The following is a 20,972-nucleotide window of genomic DNA, read 5'->3' as shown; positions in this document are numbered from 1 at the left end:
CTTTTCATTCGAGGCGTGTTGATGAAGTTTCGCTTTCTTCTCTGGGCCATGGGCTTGCTGATGGCCAAGGCCAGCCGCAACAACCCGGCGTTCCAGCAGCAGCTGCAGGACAAGGACCTGGTCTTCCAGATGCAGACGCTCGACGGCAAGGTTGCCCGGCACTTCATCGTCAAGGACCTGCGCATCAGCAGCAAGGGCGGCCTGCACCCGCAGCCGACCTTCGCCATCGCGTTCAAGGACGCCGCTTATGGCTTTGCCACGCTGCAAGCCGGTAACAAGCAGCTGGCGTTCATGCAGGGGATCCAGGAGAAGAACATCCAGATCAAGGGCAATCCGGCGCTGGTAATCTGGTTCCAGGGCTTGATGAAGTACCTGAAACCAAAGAAGAAGGCCTGAAATCGCCGGACCTGCATTGGCAGCCAGTTCCCATGATGCGCAGGCTTGCACCATCCCTGTGGGAGCCGGCCTGCCGGCGAAAGGGGCGCAGGGCGCCCCACCTCTCAGTGCGGCGTGTGGAACTGCGACGCCAGCTCGCGCAGCAGGGCCTCGGCCTCCAGCACCTTGTTCACCACCTCTTCAGCCTTCTCCCGACTCAGCCCCAGGCGCTCGAGCAGGGCATCCGGGATCTCGTCCTTGGGCCCTGAACCGATCCCCCGGGCGCGCAGCAGGCGCGTCGCCAGGCACACCAGATTGGGGAATGCCGCATAATCGCCGTCGTACGCCGGATCGTGCTGGAAACGCAGGGCTGTGGACAGCTCATCGGGCATGTCCCACAGCTTCATCAGCCAGGCCCCGATCTGTTCACGGCTGATCCCCAGCAGGTGCTGTTCCACATAGCTGTGGCACAAGTGCGGGTTGACCTCCAGGTGACGGCAGATCAGCGAGAAATGCGGTGGGAAGACGTGGGCCAGCAGCAGGTAGCCAAAGTTGTGCAGCAGGCCGGCCAGGTAGGTCAGGCCCGCTTCCGGGCGCTCGGCACGTGGCATGGCGCGCGTCAGGCCCTCGATCACCGCGGCGGTGTAGATCGACTGCTGCCAGTATGGCGTGGCCTGCTGCGGGTGGTCCTTGGGTAGGCTCAGGGTCTTGCCCAACGCCAGGCCCAGGGCCAGGTTGATCACCAGGTCGAAGCCCAGCACGCGGACGATGGCGTCTTCCACCGAGCGAATCTTGCCGGGTGAGGCGTAGTACGGGGATGCAGCCCAGCTGACCACCTGCGCGGCCAGGGCCGGATCGGTTTCCACCACGCCGGTGATGTCGTCGATGCTGGCATTGGGGTCGACGCGCAGCTTGATGATCTTTTGCGCGGTGTCGGCCAGCGGCGGAATCTCGATGGTCTGTTCCAGGCGTTGCTGGATGCGACGGGCGGTGAAGGCCTGGACGGCGCGGATGACTTCCTTGGGAGGGCCGTCCAACTGGTCGAAACTGAGGCGAATCTCGCTGATCTGCTGGCCGAACGTGCTGGCGCTGGCCTTGAACAGCATCTTCTTGAAGGCGGTTCTGCCGATTTCCAGGAGCAGGCCGGTTTCGCCGGACTGGATCAGCAGCGTCTCGTTGTCGAGCAGGCTCTTCTCGTACTGGCATGGCGAGCTGGTCAGGGCGGGAATCGCCGGCAGCGCCTTGAGGTGATGCTTGTCGAGCATCTGCTTCAGGCGCTCCAGCGGCACGGCCTTGAGCTTGCGCCCGGTCAGTTCCTCGAGGCGCTTGAGGTCCAGCAACTGGCTTTGCGGGAACAGCACCATCAAGGCACCGATCTCGTCATCGAGCAGCACGGCCTGCACCCGCGAGGCGGCCGGCAGCCCCGGGTGCTCGGGCACCTCGCGGAAGCTGACGCCGAGCTTGTCGAGCAACAGCCGGATGACAGACGGTGCGTGTAGGGTTGCGGTATCCAGGGCAACTTCAGTCATGGCCTGTATCCAATCATTCTTTAAACGCGAAGTATAACCAGCCTGGCCGCCAAGCTGGATCCATTATGGGACGGACGTCACACCTGGCCATATTGTTGACCGTGGCGCAGCCAGCGGTCGAGCAACGGGCTGACGTGGTCGGGCCAGCGTGCCAGCAGGGCCTGGGCGGCGTCGCGCACGGCTGGCAGCAGGTCGGCGTCGCGCATCAGGTCGGCGACCTTGAACTGTAGCAGGCCGGTCTGGCGGGTCCCGAGCATCTCGCCCGGGCCGCGCAACTCCAGGTCCTTCTCTGCTATGACGAATCCGTCGTTGGTTTCCCGCATGATGCCCAGGCGCTCACGGCCGATCTGCGACAGCGGCGGGTGGTAGAGCAGCACGCAGTGGCTCACCGCGCTGCCCCGACCGACCCGGCCGCGCAACTGGTGCAACTGGGCCAGGCCCAGGCGCTCGGGGTTCTCGATGATCATAAGGCTGGCATTGGGCACGTCGACGCCGACCTCGATCACCGTGGTGGCCACCAGCAGTTGCAGGTCGCCGGCCTTGAACTCGGCCATCACCGCGGCCTTTTCTGCGGGCTTCATGCGTCCGTGGATCAGGCCCACGCGCAGCTCGCCCAGGGCGCTGCCCAGTTCCTCGAAGGTGCTTTCGGCGGCCTGGCAGGTGAGTTCCTCGGACTCTTCGATCAGGGTGCATACCCAATAGGCCTGGCGGCCTTCGGCGCAGGCGGCGCGGACCCGCTCGACCACCTCGAAGCGACGGCTGTCGGCGACCAGCACGGTGTTCACCGGGGTGCGCCCGGGCGGCAGCTCGTCGAGGATCGAGGTGTCCAGGTCGGCATAGGCGCTCATCGCCAGGGTGCGCGGGATTGGCGTGGCGGTCATGATCAGCTGGTGCGGGCACAGCTGGCCCATGACGCCCTTTTTGCGCAGGGCCAGGCGCTGCTGCACGCCGAACCGGTGCTGTTCGTCGATGATCGCCAGGGCCAGGTGCTTGAACTGCACCTCCTCCTGGAACAGTGCGTGGGTGCCGACCACCATGGGCGCACCATTGGCGATCTGCTCCAGGGCGCTGGCGCGGGCCTTGCCCTTGAGCTTGCCGGCCAGCCATGCCACCTCGATGCCCAGCGGTTCGAGCCAGCGCTTGAAGGTGAGGTAGTGCTGTTCGGCGAGGATCTCGGTGGGCGCCATCAGGGCGACCTGGTAACCCGCTTCCAGAGCCTGCAGGGCGGCCAGCGCGGCGACCACGGTCTTGCCGGCGCCCACGTCGCCTTGCACCAGGCGCATCATTGGCTCGTGCTGGCTGAGATCGTAGGCAATTTCGTTGCCCACCCGCTGCTGGGCGCCGGTCGGGCTGAAGCCGAGATTCGCCAGGTACTGTGCCGGCAGGCGCGTAGCCTTGGGCAGTACCGGCGCGCGCAGGGCTCGCTGGCTTTCGCGCAGGCGCTGTTGCGACAGCTGGTGGGTCAGCAGTTCTTCGAAGGCCAGGCGGTGCTGGGCCCAGTGATGGCCTTCGGCGAGTTCGTCGAGATCGGCGTCGGCCGGCGGGTTGTGCAGGTAGCGGATCGCGTCGCTCAGCGGCGCCAGCTGATAGTCGCGGGCCAGCTCGTCGGGCAGCCAGTCGGGCAGGCTGCGTGGGCCGAGCAGGCCAAGGCTCTGCTGGCAGAGCAGGCGCAGGCGCTGTTGGGTCAGGCCTTCGGTGGTCGGGTAGATCGGTGTCAGCGTCTGTTCGACCGGCGGCGGTGCTTCGTCGCCGTTCAGCGCCCGGTATTCCGGGTGGTAGATCTCCAGCCCCGAGGCGCCGGGGCGGGCTTCACCATAGCAGCGCAGGTGGGTGCCACGCTTGAGGCCCTCCTTCTGCGCATTGCTGAAATGGTAGAAGCGCAGGCTCAGCGTGCCGCTGCCGTCGCCTAGGCGCACCACCAGGCTGCGGCGCTTGCCCATGGTCACGTCGGCCCCACTGACCACGCCCTCGATCACCGCGTCCTGGCCCGGACGCAGTTGGCCGATGGGCACCACGCGGGTGCGGTCCTGGTAGCGCAGCGGCAGGTGGAACAGCAGGTCCTGCAGGTTCTCCAGGCCGACCTTGGCGAGTTTTTCCGCCATGGCATCGCCTACGCCCTTGAGCGTGGTGACCGGGACGTTCGACAGCTCGGTCATGGGTTCAGGCCGGTTGTTCCACCGGCGGCTTGGCCACCGAGCAGAGGCGGATCGAGTCGGCGAGGATCTCGATGGCCTTCGGCCGCGGGAAGCTGGCGCGCCAGGCGATGGCCACGGTGCGGAACGGTGCGGGCGCGGTCAGCGGGCGGACTTCGATGACGCCCGGCGCGTAATGATGGCTGTGCACCGCCGACAGCGGCAGGATCGACACGCCCAGGCCCGATGCGACCATGTGGCGGATGGTTTCCAGCGAGCTGGACTCGACCGTGGTGTGCTTGGAGCCCTCGCCGCCCTTGTTCAGCGTCGGGCAGGCCTCGAGCACCTGGTCGCGGAAGCAGTGGCCCTCGCCGAGCAGCAGCAGGCTCTTGTCGTTGAGCATGGCGGTGTCGATGGTGTCCTTGGCGGTCCACGGGTGGTCGGCCGGCATCAAGGCGCAGAACGGCTCGTCGTACAGCGGCAAGGTCAGCACGTCGGCCTCGTTGAACGGCAGGGCGATGATCACCGCGTCCAGTTCGCCGTTGCGCAGCTTTTCACGCAGCACGTGGGTGAAGTTCTCTTCGATGTACAACGGCATCTGCGGCGCCACGCGGTGCAACTGCGGGATCAGGTGCGGGAACAGATAGGGGCCGACGGTGTAGATGGCGCCGACCTTGAGCGGCGCGGTCAGCTGGTTCTTGCCGGCCTGGGCCAGCTCGCGGATGCCCTGGGCCTGCTCCAGCACCTTCTGCGCCTGGGCGACGATGCTCTCGCCGACCGGCGTGAGGCGCACCGCGCTCTTGCTGCGCTCGAAGATCAGCACGCCGAGTTCGTCCTCGAGCTTCTTCACGCCCACCGACAGGGTCGGTTGGCTGACGTGGCAACGCTCGGCCGCGTGGCCGAAGTGCTGCTCTTGCGCGAGGGTGACAATGTAGCGAAGTTCGGTGAGGGTCATAACGTGCGTCCATGAAGTTGCGGCCCCAGCATAGCGGCTGCAATCGATAGACGCACGTTATCAGACTTGCCGTTTTGTGACAGAAACAAAAACGTCAGCGTCGGTCCAGCGAATAGACGAACGGCGCAACGACTTCGATCGTGCCATTGTTCAGCAACTCCGCCGGAGGCTTTGGCACCGTGCCGGCACGGCGGATCATCTCCAGCGTGGCCCGGTCAAGCGCCGCACTGCCGGAACCGCCGGCCAGCGCGTACGAGACCACCTTGCCTTCGGCGTCGACGACGAAGCGCAGGCGGTTTATGCCCTGCAGTCCGCGACGGCGAGCGTCCTCGGGGTACTTCTTGTACTTGGCCAGGTGGCGCAGCAGATCGCTCTGCCAGCTCGGCAGGGCATTGCTGTTGGACGCGATGCTCGGCTGCGGCGCCGCCGACTTCTGCGGTGGCGTGTTGCTCGGCGGCGTGTCCGCGACGTCGTCCTTGGCTGGCGGCTCGTCCTTCGGCGGCTCAAGCTTCTTCTCGGGCTTGGGCGGCTGTGGCTTGGCCTTGGGCTTGGGCGGCTTGGGGATGGCGATCTTCGGCTTCGGCGCCTCTGCCAGCTTCGGCAGCGGCGGTTCCTCGACCGGCGTCGGCGGCTTCGGGGCGGCCTTGGGTGGCGGCGGCGGCGCGGGCTCGGGCAGCGGTGCCAGCTCGACCATCATCGCTGCCGGCGGCAACTCGAGGGCCTGGGGCACCGACCAGTTGAGCGTCAGCAGCACGGCGACCGCGTGCACGCCCAGCACGATCGCCAGGCTGCCACCGTAGCGCGCCATGTTTGAGCGCGTTTTCGTCATTTCTTGGCTGCCGTCTCGAGTCCGACCAGGCCGACCTTGAGGTAGCCGGCGGCACGCATGGTGTTCATCACTTCCATCAGGTCGCCGTAATCGACGCCCTTGTCAGCCTGGAAGAAGATGGTGGTTTCCTTGTCGCCCTTGGTCTTGGCGTCGAGCATGGCGCCAAGCTGGTCGCGCTGGGCCACCTCGTCGTCGCCGAGGTAGAGCTTCTTGTCGGCCTTGACGCTGACGAACACCGGCTTCTCGGGCCTCGGCGCGGGCTTCGCGGTCGAGGCGGGCAGGTCGACCTTGATGTCGACCGTGGCCAGGGGGGCCGCGACCATGAAGATGATCAGCAGCACCAGCATTACGTCGATGAACGGCGTGACGTTGATTTCGTGGTTCTCGGCGAGGTCGTCGCCACCTTCGTTGAGATGCAGGCCCATGGCTTACCCCACTTTCACCATGTGCGGGGCGGCGCGCTCGCTGCCCTGGTGGTCCAGGTCGCGGCTGACCAGCAGCAGGACCTGGGCGGAGGCGTCGGACACCTGTGCCTTGTAGCCGGCGATGGAGCGGGCGAAGACGTTGTAGATGACCACGGCCGGAATCGCGGCGACCAGGCCCAGGGCGGTGGCCAGCAGGGCTTCGGCGATACCTGGGGCGACCACGGCGAGGTTGGTGGTCTGGGTCTTGGCGATGCCGATGAAGCTGTTCATGATGCCCCAAACGGTGCCGAACAGACCGACGAACGGTGCGGTGGAACCGATGGTAGCCAGTACGCCGGTGCCGCTGCTCATGGTCCGGCCACTGGCGGCTACCAGGCGCTCCAGGCGGAAGCTGACGCGTTCCTTGATGCCTTCCTTCTCGCGGGCATTGGCCGACAGGCGCATTTCTTCGAGGGCGTCATGCACCAGGATGTGGGCCAGGGTGCCTTCCTTGTTCGACACCTCGCTGGCCTCTTTCAGGCTCACCGAGCGCTTCAGGGCGGCGATCTCGCCACGCAGGCGGCGCTTGGCGCCCATCAGCTCGAAGCCCTTGGCGATCCAGATGGTCCAGGTGATGATCGAGGCGATGGCCAGGCCGATCATCACGGCCTTCACCACCACGTCGGCGTTCTTGTACATGCCCCATGGGGACAGGTCGTGGGCCATGCCCAGCGAGGTGTCTTCGACCATCGCCTGCACGTTCTCGTTGGCCGGGGCCTGGCCTTCCACCGGCGCAGTCGCGTCGGCTGGTGCGGCAGCCGGGGCCTGGCCTTCTGCGGCAGGCGTGGCCGGGGCGGCGGCAGCGGCGGGTGGCGGGGTGGCGGCGACAGGCTCTTCGGCCATGGCTGCCGGGGCCAGTACCAGGCTGAACATCAGCGCGGCAATGGCGCGCGAGGCGCGCGACGGGGTTGGCGAAGCGGAAGGTTGAGTACGTGTCATGCTGGCCGGACCTGATGAAGAGAAATGGGTTGAGTTCTTCAAGGCCTCGAAGCAGGCCGAGAACAGACAGGGTCGCCATTATTGCAAGTAATTCTTGTTAACAAAAGTAATACTGTTGCTTTTTTTGACCTTGGTATAGCCGTTTATCGCGCTAACCCGATAGCCTGTGCCTTTCGCATTCGGAGGTTTGGTATGTCAGACGTTTCAGCTTTGATCGTGGGTTGCGGTGATGTGGGCAGCCGCCTGGCCCGCCAACTGCTTGCTCAAGGCTGGCAGGTCAGCGGCTTGCGCCGTTCGGTCGATCAGTTGCCCGAAGGGGTTCGGCCGATCGCCGCCGATCTGGCCGAGCCGCAGATACCGAGCGCCTGGCCCGAGCAGGGACCTGATTACCTGGTGTATTGCGTGGCGGCCAGCCAGCACGATGAAGCCGGCTACCAGGCGGCCTATGTCGAAGGTTTGCGCCATGTGCTGGGATGGCTGGCGGCGAAAGGGCAGCGGCCACGACGCCTGGTGTTCGTGTCCAGCAGCAGCGTGTATGCGCAGCAGGACGGTGAATGGATTGCCGAAGCGGCAGCCACGCAGCCCGAGGGCTATTCCGGCAAGGTGATGCTCGAGGCTGAGCGGCTGGCGCTGGACAGCGGCATTCCCGCGACGATCGTGCGCCTGACCGGCATCTATGGTCCGGGGCGCGAGTGGTTGCTGAGTCAGGTGCGCCAGGGGTATCGCGTGGCCGAGGAGCCACCGTTGTACGGCAATCGCATTCATGCCGAGGATGCCGCCGGCCTGATGGCGCACCTGCTGCGGGCCGATGCCCGGGGTGTTGCGCTGGATGACTGCTATATCGGCGTGGATGACGATCCGGCGCCGCTGGCCGAGGTGGTGGCCTGGCTGCGTGAATACCTGGGCGTTACCCAGTGGTCGGATGAGCAGCGGGTGCGGCGCACCGGCAGCAAGCGCTGCAGCAATGCGCGGGCGCGGGCGTTGGGGTGGGTGCCGATGTATCCGAGTTACAAAGAGGGGTATGCCGCCATTCTGCAAGGGCGTGGTTGAGACTACCGGCCCTATCGCGGGGCAAGCCCGCTCCCACGCATATCGTGGGAGCGGGCTTGCCCCGCGATGTTGGCTAATCCTTTTCCAGCACCCACTGCCGCGCACCGGCGGCCAGTTGCGGCATTTCATCCGGTTGGGCGCGGTTTACCGCCTGGAAGATTTCCAGGGTGTCGCCGTCGCGCTTGAAGATCCATGGCGCGCCACGCTGGTCGCGCTCCAGCCATAGGCTGTCGTTGCCATCGCCCATGGTCGCGCAGTCGCCCGCCAGGCAAAGGGCGAAGCGGTCAGGGCCAGGCAGGCCGGTAACGTTGCCGGTGTCGCTGAAGCGCACCACTGCGCCCTTGCCCTGTCCTTCGACGATCTTCCAGTCGCCGCCCAGGTATTGCTGGTACAGCGCCTTCTCGAAGCTGCCACCCAGCGGCGTGTTCTGTGGGCCTTCGCTGCGCACGAAGGTTTGCTGGTGACCGGACGGGTCGATCGCCAGCAACTCGTCGCCGTCGAGCTTGAGCTGTTCGACCAGGCCACCTTCGAAGCTGACCTGCCAGTCTTTCTCGTTGGCGCTCAGGCGCCCGTCGGCAGCCTCGAAGCCATTGCTGAAGCTGGCCTGCTGGTTCTTGACGTCGATCTTCCACTCGAACACCGGGCCCTGGGCGTCGAGAGCCTGGCGCAGGCTGGTGCCTTTGCGGGCGGCGTCGATGGCGGCCTGGTTGATCCAGGTGCCGTTGAAGTCTTCGGGTTTATGGCTGGCGCAGCCGCCCAGGAGCAGGGCTGCCAGCGCGATAGGCAATGCGTGGCGCATGGGGGAAACCTTGGGGCAGGAGAGGGTGGTGACGGGCTTGATGCCCGTCACCGGGAGCATCACTCGAGGACCAGGATGGCGTCCATCTCGACCTGGGCACCCTTCGGCAGCGCGGCGACGCCGATGGCAGCGCGGGCCGGGTAAGGCTGTTCGAAGTAACGGCCCATGATTTCGTTGACCTTGGCGAAGTGGCTCAGGTCGGTGAGGAAGATGTTCAGCTTGACGATGTCCTTGAACGAACCGCCAGCGGCTTCGGCCACCGACTTCAGGTTCTCGAACACCTGGACGGTCTGGGCTTCGAAGCCTTCGACCAGTTCCATGGTCTTCGGATCGAGCGGGATCTGGCCCGACATGTACACAGTGTTGCCAGCCTTGATCGCTTGAGAGTAGGTGCCGATGGCGGCAGGGGCCTTGTCGCTGGTGATGACGGTCTTGCTCATGATGACTCCTTGCGGTTGGCGGACTACGCACGCATCCGGGTGATGCGGACCACGCCGGTCAAGGTGCGCAGCTTCTTGATCACGCGGGCCAGGTGCACACGGTCGTGCACGCTGACCACCAGTTGGACCACGCTGATACGGCCGTCGCGTTCGTCCATGCTGATTTTCTCGATGTTGCCGTCGGCGGCGTTGACGCTGCTGGCCAGCAGCGCGATCAGGCCGCGCTGGTGTTCCAGCTCGACGCGCAGCTCGACGTTGAACTCGCCGGTGATGTCCTTGGCCCAAGAGAGCTGCAGGCACTTCTCCGGGTTGTGGCGGACTTCACTGATGTTGCGGCAGTCTTCCAGGTGCACGACCATGCCTTTGCCGGCCGACAGGTGGCCGACGATAGGGTCGCCCGGGATCGGGGTGCAGCACTTGGCGTAGCTGAGCACCAGGCCCTCGGTACCGCGGATCGCCAGCGGGCCTTCCGGCGCCGGCAGTTGCTCGCCTTCGGCGGACAGCAGGCGGCGGGCGACCACGTAGGCCATGCGGTTGCCCAGGCCGATGTCCTCGAGCAGGTCCTCGAGCAGTTCCAGGCGGTACTCGGCGAGGATCGACAGGATGCGCTCCTGGGGGATCTTCTCCAGGCTGCTCTCGAAGCCGGTCAGCACCTTGTTCAGCAGGCGCTCGCCGAGGCTGATGGACTCGGAGCGGCGCTGTTGCTTGAGGGCATGACGAATGTGCGTGCGCGCCTTGCCGGTGACCACGAAGTTGAGCCAGGCCGGGTTCGGCCGGGCGCCCGGCGCGCTGACGATCTCGACGGTGGAGCCGCTCTGCAGCGGCTCGGACAGCGGCGCCAGGCGGCGGTTGATGCGGCAGGCGATGCAGCTGTTGCCGACGTCGGTGTGCACCGCGTAGGCGAAGTCGACGGCGGTGGAGCCCTTGGGCAGCTCCATGATCCGGCCTTTGGGGGTGAAGACGTAGACCTCGTCCGGGAACAGGTCGATCTTCACGCTCTCGATGAACTCCAGCGAGTTGCCGGCGCGCTGCTGCAGCTCGAGGATGCCCTTGACCCACTGGCGGGCGCGGGCGTGGCTGCCCTTGGGCTGCTCTTCCTCGTTGGACTTGTACAGCCAGTGCGCGGCAATGCCGTTGTTGGCCATCTCTTCCATTTCGCGAGTGCGGATCTGGATCTCGATGGGCACGCCGTGCATGCCGAACAGCGTGGTGTGCAACGACTGGTAGCCGTTGGCCTTGGGGATCGCGATGTAGTCCTTGAACCGGCCCGGCAGTGGCTTGTACAGGTTGTGCACGGCGCCGAGCACGCGGTAGCAGGTGTCGACCTTGTCGACGATGATGCGGAAGGCGTACACGTCCATGATCTCGGTGAAGGCGCGACGCTTGCCGCGCATCTTCTTGTAGATGCCATAGAGGTGTTTCTGCCGGCCGCTGACTTCGCCTTGAATGCCATCGGCGGCCAGGCAGTTGGCCAGCGAGGTCTCGATCTTGGCGACGATTTCCTTGCGGTTGCCCCGCGCGCTCTTGACCGCCCGGTGGATCAGCGACGAACGCATCGGGTGCATGGCCTTGAAACCGAGGTCCTCGAACTCGACGCGCACAGTGTGCATCCCCAGGCGGTTGGCGATGGGGGCGTAGATCTCGAGGGTTTCCTTGGCGATGCGTCGGCGTTTTTCGCCGGACAGCACTTCCAGGGTGCGCATGTTGTGCAGGCGGTCGGCCAGCTTGACCAGGATCACGCGGATGTCGCGGGCCATGGCCATGGCCATCTTCTGGAAGTTCTCGGCCTGGGCCTCGGCCTTGGTCTCGAAGTTCATCTGGGTCAGCTTGCTGACCCCGTCGACCAGCTCGGCGACGGTCTCGCCGAATTGCTGGCTCAAGGCTTCCTTGGCGATGCCGGTGTCTTCGATCACGTCGTGCAGCATGGCCGCCATCAGGCTCTGATGGTCCATGTGCATGTCGGCGAGGATGCTGGCAACCGCCAGCGGATGGGTCACGTAGGGCTCGCCGCTGCGGCGACGCTGGCCATCGTGGGCCTGCTCGGCGTAGAAGTAGGCCCGGCGAACCAGGTTGACCTGTTCGGGGCCCAGGTAAGTCGACAGCCGTTCGGCGAGGGCTTCTATACCCGGCATGGTTTCACCTCTTGCTGAAGAAGAGGGCCTTGCGCCGCACGGTGTCGACTGGGCATCAATCAGACGGCCTCGTTGTTCTCGTCCTCGAACGCGGCGAATACCGGATCCTCGGTGACGATCTCTTCGGCGGCGATGAACTCTGGCGTGACGATGCCTTCGGCGATTTCACGCAGGGCGACGACGGTCGGCTTGTCGTTTTCCCACGCAACGCGTGGCTCTTTGCCGCCGGTAGCCAGCTGGCGGGCGCGCTTGGTCGAGAGCATGACCAGCTCAAAGCGGTTATCCACGTGTTCCAGGCAGTCTTCAACAGTTACGCGGGCCATGGTCTTCCTCAGTAGCAAATGCGGTAGGCGTGCGCCCAGAATGGGCAGGCGGACTCGATAGTTTAAAAAATCACCAGCCAATAGGGAAGGGCTGTTTTGTCGGGTGCCCTTCCTCCGGTGCTGTTTGAGTCGTTTTCGCGGGCCCTGTGGGAGCGGGCTTGTCCGCGAAGCAGTTCACACCAAGCTGGGACGGACGATAACGGTTCCTGTTACCCGAAAACAACCGCCCCTGACGCGTTAACGCAACATTGCGTCGCGCAGGCGCGGGGTCAGCTCCTCGAACAGCGTCTGTACCGAGCGCAGGGCACGGCAATCGGGGCGGGTCAGCAGCCACAGCTGGGTGTCGCAGCCGGGCAGCGGGCCGCTCAGCGCCTCGACGCCGGGCAAGTCGTGGACCATGTAGTCGGGCAGTGCCGCCACGCCCAGGCCGGTGGTCACCAGTTGGGCGATGGTCGACATGCCGCTGCACTGGTAGCGCGGAATCAGCCCCGGGTGATGTTGGTTGCGCCAGACCACCGTGGCGTGGTCCTGCATGGAGTCGTCGGGGGCGATCCATGGCACGCTGGCGGCCGATTCCTGCAGGCGCTCGCGTAGCACCGGCAGGCCGCAGACCACGTAGGAGGTCGAGCCCAGGCAGCGGCCCACGAGGTGTTCCGGCGGCGTGTTGGTCAGGCGCAGGGCGATGTCGGCATCGCGGCGGCTGAGGTTGGCAAAGGTGTTGGAGGTGCCCATTTCCAGCGACAGCGCCGGGTAGTTGGGCATGAACTCGGCCAGCGCCGGCAGCAGCAGGCTGTGCAGCACCGCCTCGGTGCAGGTCAGGCGCACGGTGCCGCTGACCACCTGCTCGCCGCTGGTCAGCGCGATGCGCGCCGCGTCCAGCGCCTGTTCGGCGCGCTCGGCCTGCTCGGCCAGGGCCTGGGCGGTGTCGGTGGGCAGGTAGCCCTTGCGGCTCTTGACGAACAGCGCAGTGCCCAGTGCCGATTCCAGCCGGCGGATCGAACGGAAGACCGTGGAAACGTCGACCTTGAGCAGTTCGGCGGCCTTGGCCAGGGACCGGCCGCGCTCCAGCGCCAGGACCAGGGCGAGGTCCGCATGGTTGATCTGATATTGCATCGATGCACGCTCTGCTTGCCGAAATGCCAATGTCTGTTGCGTTGGGGCCATTTTATAGTGAAACGGCCCCCGGGAATCAATGCAGCCGGTCGGCAACCAGCCCCCCACGATGGGCCAGTGAAAAGAACAACAGCAGCACCATCGTCGCCTTTCGAGGCGTCATCCGCAGTTCCCCACATCGCCGCTCCGAATCAAAGGATGTACAGCCATGACGTCGGTCTCCCCGTGCGCCAGTTCTTCCCGCGAGATGAATGAGTTCCTGGATGCCCATCCGGATACCCAGTACGTCGACCTGCTGATCTCCGACATGAACGGGGTGGTGCGCGGCAAGCGCATCGAACGCGCCAGCCTGCACAAGGTGTACGAGAAAGGCATCAACCTGCCGGCCTCGCTCTTCGCCCTGGATATCAACGGTTCAACCGTCGAAAGCACCGGTCTTGGCCTGGACATCGGCGACGCCGACCGTATCTGTTTCCCGATTCCGGGCACGCTCTGCGACGAGCCATGGCAGAAGCGTCCGACCGCGCAGTTGCTGATGACCATGCATGAGCTGGATGGCGCGCCGTTCTTCGCCGATCCGCGCGAGGTGCTGCGCCAGGTGGTGAGCCGGTTCGACGACCTGGGCCTGGATATCTGCGCCGCGTTCGAGCTGGAGTTCTACCTGATCGACCAGGACAACCTCAACGGCCGTCCGCAGCCGCCGCGCTCGCCGATTTCGGGCAAGCGCCCGCAGTCGACCCAGGTGTACCTGATCGACGACCTCGACGAATATGCCGACTGCCTGCAGGACATGCTCGAAGCCGCCAAGGAGCAGGGCCTGCCCGCCGACGCCATTGTCAAGGAAAGCGCCCCGGCGCAGTTCGAGGTCAACCTGCACCACGTCGCCGACCCGCTGAAGGCCTGCGACTATGCGATCCTGCTCAAGCGCCTGATCAAGAACGTCGCCTACGACCATGAGATGGACTCCACCTTCATGGCCAAGCCCTATCCGGGCCAGGCAGGCAACGGTCTGCACGTGCACATCTCGCTGCTGGACAAGAAGACCGGCAAGAACATCTTTACCAATGACGACCCGCTGCAGAGCGAGACCCTGCGCCACGCCATCGGCGGCGTGCTGGAGACCATGCCGGCATCGATGGCGTTCCTGTGCCCGAACATCAACTCCTACCGCCGCTTCGGCGCCCAGTTCTACGTGCCCAATGCGCCGAGCTGGGGCCTGGACAACCGCACCGTCGCGGTCCGCGTGCCGACCGACAGCAGTGAGAACGTGCGCATCGAGCACCGCGTGGCCGGTGCCGACGCCAACCCGTACCTGATGCTCGCGGCGATCCTCGCCGGCATCCACCATGGCCTGACCAACAAGGTCGAGCCGGACGCGCCGATCGAAGGCAACTCGTACGAACAGCTGGAACAGAGCCTGCCGAATAACCTGCGCGACGCCCTGCGCGCGCTGGATGACAGCGAAGTCCTCAACCAATACATCAGCCCGGACTACATCGACATCTTCGTGGCCTGCAAGGAGAGCGAGCTGGCCGAGTTCGAAGTGTCGATCTCCGACCTCGAGTACAACTGGTACCTGCACACGGTGTAAGCCCATGAGCGCATTTGCGGTCCCCTTGATCGGTGTCAGCGCCTGCCGCCAGCAGGTGGGAAAGAACTCGTCGCACACGGTGGGCGACAAGTATGTCGAGGCCGCGGGCTTTGCCGGGCTGCCGCTGATCCTGCCGGCGCGTGATGGCGGCAGCGACACCCGGGCGCTGCTGGCCCGGCTCGATGGCATTCTTTTTACCGGTTCGCCTTCAAATGTCGAGCCGCATCATTACAATGGCGCCCCCAGCGCGGAAGGTACCCGGCACGATCTTGCACGTGATCGCCTGACCTTGCCGCTGCTGCAGGCGGCCATTGCCGCCGGTGTGCCGGTGTTGTGCATCTGCCGTGGCTTCCAGGAACTGAACGTGGCCCTTGGCGGCACCCTGCACCAGCGCGTGCAGGAACTGCCCGGCTACCTGGACCACCGCGAACCTGAGGACGCACCCCTGGAGGTGCAATACGGCCCTCGTCATCCCGTCGCGGTCACCGCGGGCGGGTTGTTCGAGCGCCTGGGCCTGGCGGCGCAGTTCGAGGTCAACTCGCTGCACAGCCAGGGTATCGACCGCCTGGCCCCGGGCCTGCGCGTCGAGGCACGGGCTCCGGATGGCCTGGTCGAAGCGGTGTCGATGCCTGATGCGCCGGGCTTTGTAGTCGGCGTGCAGTGGCACCCTGAATGGCGTTTCGCCGAAAACCCGGTTTCGCTGCGCCTGTTCGAGGCGTTCCGCGAGGCTTGCATTGCCCATGCTGCTCGGGAGGGTGTACGTCAGGAAACACGCTGACGTTAGCCGAAGGTCCAGGATGACCGTGCCCCACCACGAGCTTTCAATGAGTGAAAGCGGGCCCACTACGGCGGGCCTGTGAGAACAATTCCAATAGTTACGGCACAGACTCATGAATGAATACACAGAAGCCGGACGCCCACCCGACGTGGCGTCCGACTCGGGCAACACCCAGCGCAGCAAGGGCTTGGCCAAGGGCCGTCTCGGTCTGCTGGCCAGCGTCGTGCTGGGCATTTCCACCATCGCGCCGGTCTACACCCTGACCGGCGCGCTCGGCCCGACCGTGCGCGAAGTCGGCGCCCACCTGCCGGCGGTGTTCATCGTCGGCTTCCTGCCGATGCTGCTGGTGGCCCTGGGCTACCGCGAGCTGAACTCGGCCGAGCCCGACAGCGGCACCTCCTTCACCTGGTCGGCTCGGGCCTTCGGTCCGATGATCGGCTGGATCGGCGGCTGGGGGCTGGTGGTCGCCACCACTATCGTGCTGTCCAACCTGGCGGGCGTGGCGGTGGACTTCTTCTACCTGTTCCTGGCCCAGATCACCGGCAACCAGGAGCTGGCGGCGCTGGCGGACAACCTGCTGGTCAACGTCACCACCTGTTGCGTGTTCATCGCCCTGGCGGTGTGGATCTGCTGTCGGGGCATGGCCACCACCATGACTGTGCAGTACGGCCTGGTGGCCTTGCAGTTGCTGGTGTTGATCGGCTTTGCGTTCGCCGCCTTCGGCGAAACCACGGCGCCACCACCGCTGGCATTCGATCTTGCCTGGTTCAACCCGTTCGGCGTCGAGTCGTTCTCGGCATTCGCGGCCGGCCTGTCGTTGTCGATCTTCATCTTCTGGGGTTGGGACGTGTGTCTGACCGTCAGCGAGGAGTCGATCGGTAGCGAAGAGGTGCCGGGCAAGGCCGCCACCTGGACGGTGTTGCTGATCCTTGGCCTGTATCTGCTCACCGCCATCGCCACCCTGCAGTTCGCCGGGATCAGCGAGGATGGATTGGGCCTGGGCAACCCACGCATCCAGGAGAACGTGTTCGCCCACCTGGCCGGCCCGGTCATGGGACCGCTGGCAATCCTGATGTCGATCGCGGTGCTGGCCAGCACCGCCGCCTCGCTGCAGTCGACCTTCGTCTCGCCGGCGCGCACCCTGCTCGCCATGGGTTACTACGGCGCCGTGCCGCAGCGCTTCGCCACGGTCTGCCCGCGCTCGCAGACGCCGCGCTACGCGACCATCTGTGCCGGCATTGCCGCGGCGCTGTTCTACGTGACCATGCGTACCTTGAGCGAGAACGTGCTGGCAGACACCATCACCGCCCTGGGCATGATGATCTGCTTCTATTACTCGCTGACTGCTTTCGCTTGCGTGTGGTACTTCCGCCGCAGCCTGTTCGACAGCGTGCGTCACTTCTTCATGCGCGGCGTCTGCCCGCTGGTGGGTGGGGTGATCCTGTCGGTGATCTTCGTGCGCACGGCGATCGACAGCGCTTCGCCGGACTTCGGCAGCGGCTCGCATGTGGGCGGGCTGGGGCTGGTGTTCGTGATCGCAGCGATCATCTCGGCACTGGGGATCGTGCTGATGATGCTGTCGCGGCTGCGGGCGCCGGCGTATTTCCTGGGGGCGACCCTGCGCCAGCAGGCGACCATTCAGTTGCAGGACTGACGCATGGGGGCGCTTTGCGCCCCTTTCGCGACACAAGGCCGCTCCCACAGGTACAGCACAGTTTCAGACTCTGCACCGTACCTGTAGCGGCCTTGCCGGGGCGCCGTACCGGTCGGATAGGGCCTCGCAGAGGCCCCGGCGGTCTTTAGCCGATCAGCTGCTTGAGCAACTCACCATGCCGCGCCTGCTGTTTCTTCAGCAACAGGCGATTCGATGCGAACACCGCCTTCAATTCCTCCAGCGCCACGCCGAAGTCGTCATTGATGATGACGTACTCATACTCGTCATAGTGCACCATCTCGCTGACCGCTTCCTTCATGCGTCCGGCAATGATCTCCTCACTGTCCTGGCCACGACCATCCAGCCGTTGGCGCAAGGCCTCCTGGCTAGGCGGCAGGATGAAGATCGAACGCGCCTCGGGCATCAGCTTGCGTACCTGCTGGGCGCCTTGCCAGTCGATCTCCAGGATCAGGTCGTAGCCCTGGTCGAGGGTTTCCTGCAGCGCGCTGCGCGACGTGCCGTAGAAGTTGCCGAACACTTCGGCGTGCTCGAGGAAGTCGCCCTGGGCGATCAATGCCTTGAACTCCTCATGAACGACGAAGTGGTAGTTCACCCCGTGCTCCTCGCCCGGACGCATGGCGCGGGTGGTGTGGGAGACCGAGACGCGCACGTTGGCGTCGTCCTTGATCAGGGCCGTGACCAGGCTGGTCTTGCCGGCGCCGGACGGGGCCGAAACGATGTAGAGGGTGCCGCTGCTGTGATTCATGGTAGGGGTGGCCTTACTCGATATTCTGTACTTGTTCACGCATCTGTTCGATCAGCACCTTCAGGTTGACCGCCGCTTGCGTGCTGCGTGGGTCGAAGGCCTTGGAGCCAAGGGTGTTGGCTTCGCGGTTGAGCTCCTGCATCAGGAAGTCCAGGCGCCGGCCGGCGGCGCCGCCGGACTTGAGCACCCGGCGCACCTCGGTGACGTGGGTGCTGAGGCGGTCCAGCTCCTCGGCGACATCGCTCTTCTGCGCCAGCAGGACCATTTCCTGCTCCAGGCGCTGCGGGTCTAGCTCGGCCTTCATGTCGCCGAAACGATCGAGGACCTTCTGCCGTTGCGCGGCCAGCATCTGCGGCACGAGGGTGCGCAAGGTGGCGACTTCGCCGGCCATGCTGTCCAGGCGCTCGTTGATCAGCCTGGCGAGCTCGGCGCCTTCACGCTGACGACCCGCCTTGAGTTCGGCCAGCGCCTCGTCGAACAGGGCAACGGCTTCGGCATTGAGCGCCTGTGGATCGCTGGCGTCGGCCACCAGCACGCCTGGCCAGGCCAGCACTTCCAGCGGGTTGAGCGGTGCCGGCTGCTTGATCAGGCCGGCGACGGTCTCGGCGGCGGCGACCAACTGCGCGGCGCGCTCGCGGTCGACCTGCAACGGCTTGCCGGCGTTGTCCTCGCTCAGGCGCAGGGTGCACTCGACCTTGCCGCGGGACAGGCCCTGGCGCAGGCCCTCGCGTACCGCGCCTTCAAGGTCGCGCAGCGCTTCGGGCAGGCGCAGGTGGGGTTCGAGATAGCGGTGGTTGACCGAACGCAGCTCCCAGACCAGGGTGCCTTGGCTGCCAGCGCGCTCGACACGAGCAAAAGCGGTCATGCTATGCACCATGGGGAGTACCTCGCGTATTCAGATGAACGGGGAGCCTGTCGGCTGCAAGGCGCAGGATTGTAGCGCAGTGCGGCCCGGGCGCCCAATCCGCCCATGCTACCGACCCTCCTCGGGCTTGTCGGAAAAGGTGACAGGCTGCGCGGGTACGACGACAGGCGTGCCTTCGGCGGGCGGCGGGCTCTATAATGCTCGGCAGATTCAAAGTCCCGGTACAGGTATCCCAGATGAAACGTCCAAGTGGTCGCGCCGCCGATCAGCTCCGCTCGATCCGCATTACCCGCAACTACACCAAGCACGCCGAGGGATCGGTACTGGTCGAGTTCGGTGACACCAAGGTCATCTGCACGGTCAGCGTCGAGAATGGTGTTCCCCGCTTCCTCAAAGGTCAGGGCCAAGGCTGGCTCACCGCCGAATACGGCATGCTGCCGCGTTCGACCGGCGAGCGTAACCAGCGTGAGGCCAGCCGCGGCAAGCAAGGCGGCCGTACCCTCGAAATCCAGCGCCTGATCGGCCGCTCCCTGCGCGCCGCGCTGGACATGAGCAAGCTCGGCGACATCACCCTGTACGTCGACTGCGATGTGATCCAGGCTGACGGCGGTACCCGCACCGCCTCGATCACCGGCGCCATGGTCGCGCTGTGCGACGCCCTGGCGGTGATCAAGAAGCGTGGCGGCCTCAAGGGCGGCAACCCGCTCAAGCACATGATCGCCGCGGTGTCGGTGGGCATGTACCAGGGCGAGGCCGTGCTCGACCTCGATTACCTCGAGGACTCCGCCGCCGAGACCGACCTGAACGTGGTCATGACCAGTGCCGGTGGCTTCATCGAAGTGCAGGGCACCGCCGAAGGCGCGCCGTTCCAGCCAGAAGACTTCAACGCCATGCTGGCGCTGGCGCAGAAGGGCATGACCGAGATCTTCGAACTGCAGCAGGCCGCGCTGGCCGACTGACGACACGCCAGGAAGGTGCGCAACATGAGCGATGTGGACTTGCCGATCACCCCGCCCAGCGCCGATGTCCGGCAGTGGGCGATGTTCTGCCACCTGTCCGCGCTGCTGGGTCTGGTGATGCCCCTTGGGCATCTGCTTGGCCCGCTGGTGCTGTGGCACCTCAAGCGCGAGCAGGATCCGTTCATCGATGCCCAGGGCAAGGAGGCGCTGAACTTTCAGATCAGCGTGACCCTCGCCGGGTTCGTCTGCTTGCTGTTGATGTTCGTGTTCATCGGTATCGTGCTGTTCGCCGCGCTGATGGTGGCGGTGCTGATCCTGATCATCCTGGCGGCAGTCAGGGCCAACGAAGGGAAGCCGTATCGCTATCCTTGGATCTGGCGGCCGATCAGATAGGCACAAAAAAGCCGACCCCATGGGTCGGCTTTTTTGTGTGCGCCATCCTCAGATGGTCAGCGTCCAGTCGTAGTCCACGATCAGCGGCGCATGCTGGGAGAAGCGCGGCTGGCGTGGCAGACGGGCGTTACGCACGAAGCGGCGCAGGCCTGGGGTGAGGATCTGGTAGTCGAACCGGTAACCCAGGTTGAGCATCTCGGCCTGCTCGTTGTCCGGCCACCAGCTGTACTGGTCGCCTTCACGGCTGACTTCGCGCAGGGCGTCGACATAGCCCATGTCGCCGACGATGGCGTCCATCCAGGCGCGTTCCGGCGGCAGGAAACCGACCGACTGCTGGCTGTCGCGCCAGTTCTTGATGTCGAGCTTCTGCTGCGCCACGTAGAACGAGCCGCAGTAGATGTATTCGCGACGCTTGCGACGCTGCTTGTCCAGGTACTTGGCGAAGTCGTCCATCAACTTGAACTTCTGGTTCAGGTCTTCGTCGCCGTGCATGCCCGAAGGCAGCAGCAGGCTGGCAATACTGACTTTGTCGAAATCTGCTTGCAGATAACGCCCGTAGCGATCGGCTGTCTCGAAGCCCAGGCCGGTGATGACTGCCTTGGGCTGCATGCGCGAGTACAGTGCCACGCCACCTTGGGTGGGCACCTCCGCGTCGCAGGCGTAAAGGAAATAGCCATCGAGCTGGAAAGCTGGGTCGTCGAGTTCAAAGGCCGAGGCGCGGGTATCCTGAAGGCAGATGACGTCGGCATTCTGGGCTTGCAACCAGCTGAGCAATCCACGCTCGGCCGCAGCCTGAATGCCATTTACGTTCACACTGATGATCCGCATAAATGGCCCCAAAAATCTCGTGCGTGTATGATACCCGAGCTCAACACATTTAGCTAAA

General features: G+C 65.1%; 21 protein-coding genes. 7 read left to right on the top strand and 14 right to left on the bottom strand.

The window, feature by feature from the left end; translation table 11 throughout:
* The first annotated feature begins 21 nt into the window (after positions 1-21).
* Positions 22-396, top strand: coding sequence for a hypothetical protein (locus tag AC25ND_RS05400; protein WP_062360110.1), 375 nt, complete (start codon positions 22-24; stop codon positions 394-396).
* Between the two features lie 104 nt (positions 397-500).
* Here the strand turns inward: AC25ND_RS05400 and AC25ND_RS05395 are convergent, their stop codons facing one another.
* The 6 genes from AC25ND_RS05395 to exbB form a co-directional block, all read right to left on the bottom strand.
* Entirely contained in the window at positions 501-1,904 is a 1,404-nt protein-coding gene (locus AC25ND_RS05395) for an aminoacyl-tRNA deacylase and HDOD domain-containing protein (RefSeq protein ID WP_028689958.1), read from the bottom strand.
* A 77-nt stretch (positions 1,905-1,981) separates the two neighbouring features.
* Complete coding sequence (gene recG, locus AC25ND_RS05390) at positions 1,982-4,060, bottom strand: ATP-dependent DNA helicase RecG (RefSeq protein ID WP_028689957.1); 2,079 nt, start codon at positions 4,058-4,060, stop codon at positions 1,982-1,984.
* Between the two features lie 4 nt (positions 4,061-4,064).
* On the bottom strand, positions 4,065-4,991 hold the full coding sequence (locus tag AC25ND_RS05385; protein WP_028689956.1) for a hydrogen peroxide-inducible genes activator: 927 nt from the start codon (positions 4,989-4,991) through the stop codon (positions 4,065-4,067).
* A 94-nt stretch (positions 4,992-5,085) separates the two neighbouring features.
* Positions 5,086-5,820, bottom strand: coding sequence for an energy transducer TonB (locus AC25ND_RS05380; protein ID WP_028689955.1), 735 nt, complete (start codon positions 5,818-5,820; stop codon positions 5,086-5,088).
* Positions 5,817-6,245: a TonB system transport protein ExbD gene (exbD, locus tag AC25ND_RS05375; protein ID WP_023632733.1), complete on the bottom strand. Its 429-nt coding sequence runs from the start codon at positions 6,243-6,245 to the stop codon at positions 5,817-5,819. The genes AC25ND_RS05380 and exbD overlap by 4 nt, the downstream gene beginning before the upstream one ends.
* Positions 6,246-6,248: 3 nt before the next feature.
* Complete coding sequence (exbB, locus tag AC25ND_RS05370) at positions 6,249-7,223, bottom strand: tonB-system energizer ExbB (protein WP_486976152.1); 975 nt, start codon at positions 7,221-7,223, stop codon at positions 6,249-6,251.
* Positions 7,224-7,415: 192 nt separating this feature from the next.
* Between exbB and AC25ND_RS05365 the strand changes: the two genes are divergently transcribed.
* On the top strand, positions 7,416-8,273 hold the full coding sequence (locus AC25ND_RS05365; RefSeq protein WP_028689953.1) for an SDR family oxidoreductase: 858 nt from the start codon (positions 7,416-7,418) through the stop codon (positions 8,271-8,273).
* A 73-nt stretch (positions 8,274-8,346) separates the two neighbouring features.
* Here AC25ND_RS05365 and AC25ND_RS05360 read toward each other — a convergent pair whose 3' ends face one another.
* The 5 genes from AC25ND_RS05360 to AC25ND_RS05340 form a co-directional block, all read right to left on the bottom strand.
* Positions 8,347-9,072, bottom strand: a complete 726-nt coding sequence (locus tag AC25ND_RS05360) for a hypothetical protein (RefSeq protein WP_028689952.1) — start codon at positions 9,070-9,072, stop codon at positions 8,347-8,349.
* 59 nt (positions 9,073-9,131) lie between these two features.
* The gene (locus AC25ND_RS05355) at positions 9,132-9,512 is read right to left on the bottom strand and encodes a RidA family protein (protein WP_028689951.1); all 381 of its coding nucleotides are present in this window, start codon (positions 9,510-9,512) and stop codon (positions 9,132-9,134) included.
* Between the two features lie 23 nt (positions 9,513-9,535).
* Positions 9,536-11,644 (bottom strand): bifunctional GTP diphosphokinase/guanosine-3',5'-bis pyrophosphate 3'-pyrophosphohydrolase, encoded by a 2,109-nt coding sequence (spoT, locus tag AC25ND_RS05350; protein ID WP_062360112.1) that lies wholly within the window; start codon positions 11,642-11,644, stop codon positions 9,536-9,538.
* A 59-nt stretch (positions 11,645-11,703) separates the two neighbouring features.
* A complete protein-coding gene (gene rpoZ / locus AC25ND_RS05345) occupies positions 11,704-11,967 on the bottom strand; it encodes a DNA-directed RNA polymerase subunit omega (protein ID WP_008091595.1) in 264 nt (87 codons plus the stop codon).
* A 237-nt stretch (positions 11,968-12,204) separates the two neighbouring features.
* Positions 12,205-13,080, bottom strand: a complete 876-nt coding sequence (locus AC25ND_RS05340) for a LysR family transcriptional regulator (RefSeq protein WP_028689949.1) — start codon at positions 13,078-13,080, stop codon at positions 12,205-12,207.
* A 208-nt stretch (positions 13,081-13,288) separates the two neighbouring features.
* Here AC25ND_RS05340 and AC25ND_RS05335 point away from each other — a divergent pair, with 208 nt between their 5' ends.
* The 3 genes from AC25ND_RS05335 to AC25ND_RS05325 all read left to right on the top strand — a co-directional run bounded on the left by AC25ND_RS05335 (position 13,289) and on the right by AC25ND_RS05325 (position 17,103).
* Positions 13,289-14,671 carry a glutamine synthetase family protein gene (locus AC25ND_RS05335; RefSeq protein WP_062360114.1) on the top strand — a complete coding sequence of 461 codons (1,383 nt, stop codon included), beginning with the start codon at positions 13,289-13,291 and terminating at the stop codon, positions 14,669-14,671.
* Between the two features lie 4 nt (positions 14,672-14,675).
* Positions 14,676-15,449, top strand: a complete 774-nt coding sequence (locus AC25ND_RS05330) for a gamma-glutamyl-gamma-aminobutyrate hydrolase family protein (protein WP_028689947.1) — start codon at positions 14,676-14,678, stop codon at positions 15,447-15,449.
* Between the two features lie 112 nt (positions 15,450-15,561).
* Complete coding sequence (locus AC25ND_RS05325; RefSeq protein WP_062360116.1) at positions 15,562-17,103, top strand: APC family permease; 1,542 nt, start codon at positions 15,562-15,564, stop codon at positions 17,101-17,103.
* Positions 17,104-17,248: 145 nt separating this feature from the next.
* Here the strand turns inward: AC25ND_RS05325 and gmk are convergent, their stop codons facing one another.
* Both gmk and AC25ND_RS05315 read right to left on the bottom strand, forming a co-directional pair.
* Positions 17,249-17,869 (bottom strand): guanylate kinase, encoded by a 621-nt coding sequence (gmk, locus tag AC25ND_RS05320; RefSeq protein WP_028689945.1) that lies wholly within the window; start codon positions 17,867-17,869, stop codon positions 17,249-17,251.
* A 13-nt stretch (positions 17,870-17,882) separates the two neighbouring features.
* Entirely contained in the window at positions 17,883-18,746 is an 864-nt protein-coding gene (locus AC25ND_RS05315; protein WP_028689944.1) for a YicC/YloC family endoribonuclease, read from the bottom strand.
* A 224-nt stretch (positions 18,747-18,970) separates the two neighbouring features.
* Between AC25ND_RS05315 and rph the strand changes: the two genes are divergently transcribed.
* Together rph and AC25ND_RS05305 are read left to right on the top strand one after the other, a co-directional pair.
* Positions 18,971-19,693: a ribonuclease PH gene (rph, locus tag AC25ND_RS05310; protein ID WP_009681991.1), complete on the top strand. Its 723-nt coding sequence runs from the start codon at positions 18,971-18,973 to the stop codon at positions 19,691-19,693.
* A gap of 24 nt (positions 19,694-19,717) precedes the next feature.
* Positions 19,718-20,086, top strand: a complete 369-nt coding sequence (locus tag AC25ND_RS05305) for a DUF4870 domain-containing protein (RefSeq protein ID WP_028689943.1) — start codon at positions 19,718-19,720, stop codon at positions 20,084-20,086.
* A gap of 48 nt (positions 20,087-20,134) precedes the next feature.
* Here AC25ND_RS05305 and AC25ND_RS05300 read toward each other — a convergent pair whose 3' ends face one another.
* The gene (locus AC25ND_RS05300; protein ID WP_028689942.1) at positions 20,135-20,914 is read right to left on the bottom strand and encodes an exodeoxyribonuclease III; all 780 of its coding nucleotides are present in this window, start codon (positions 20,912-20,914) and stop codon (positions 20,135-20,137) included.
* Positions 20,915-20,972: the final 58 nt, after the last annotated feature.

The organism is Pseudomonas sp. P110(2024) (assembly GCF_057480795.1).
The sequence above is the reverse complement of the archived record's forward strand: the minus strand, read 5'-3'. Positions and strand labels throughout refer to the sequence as shown.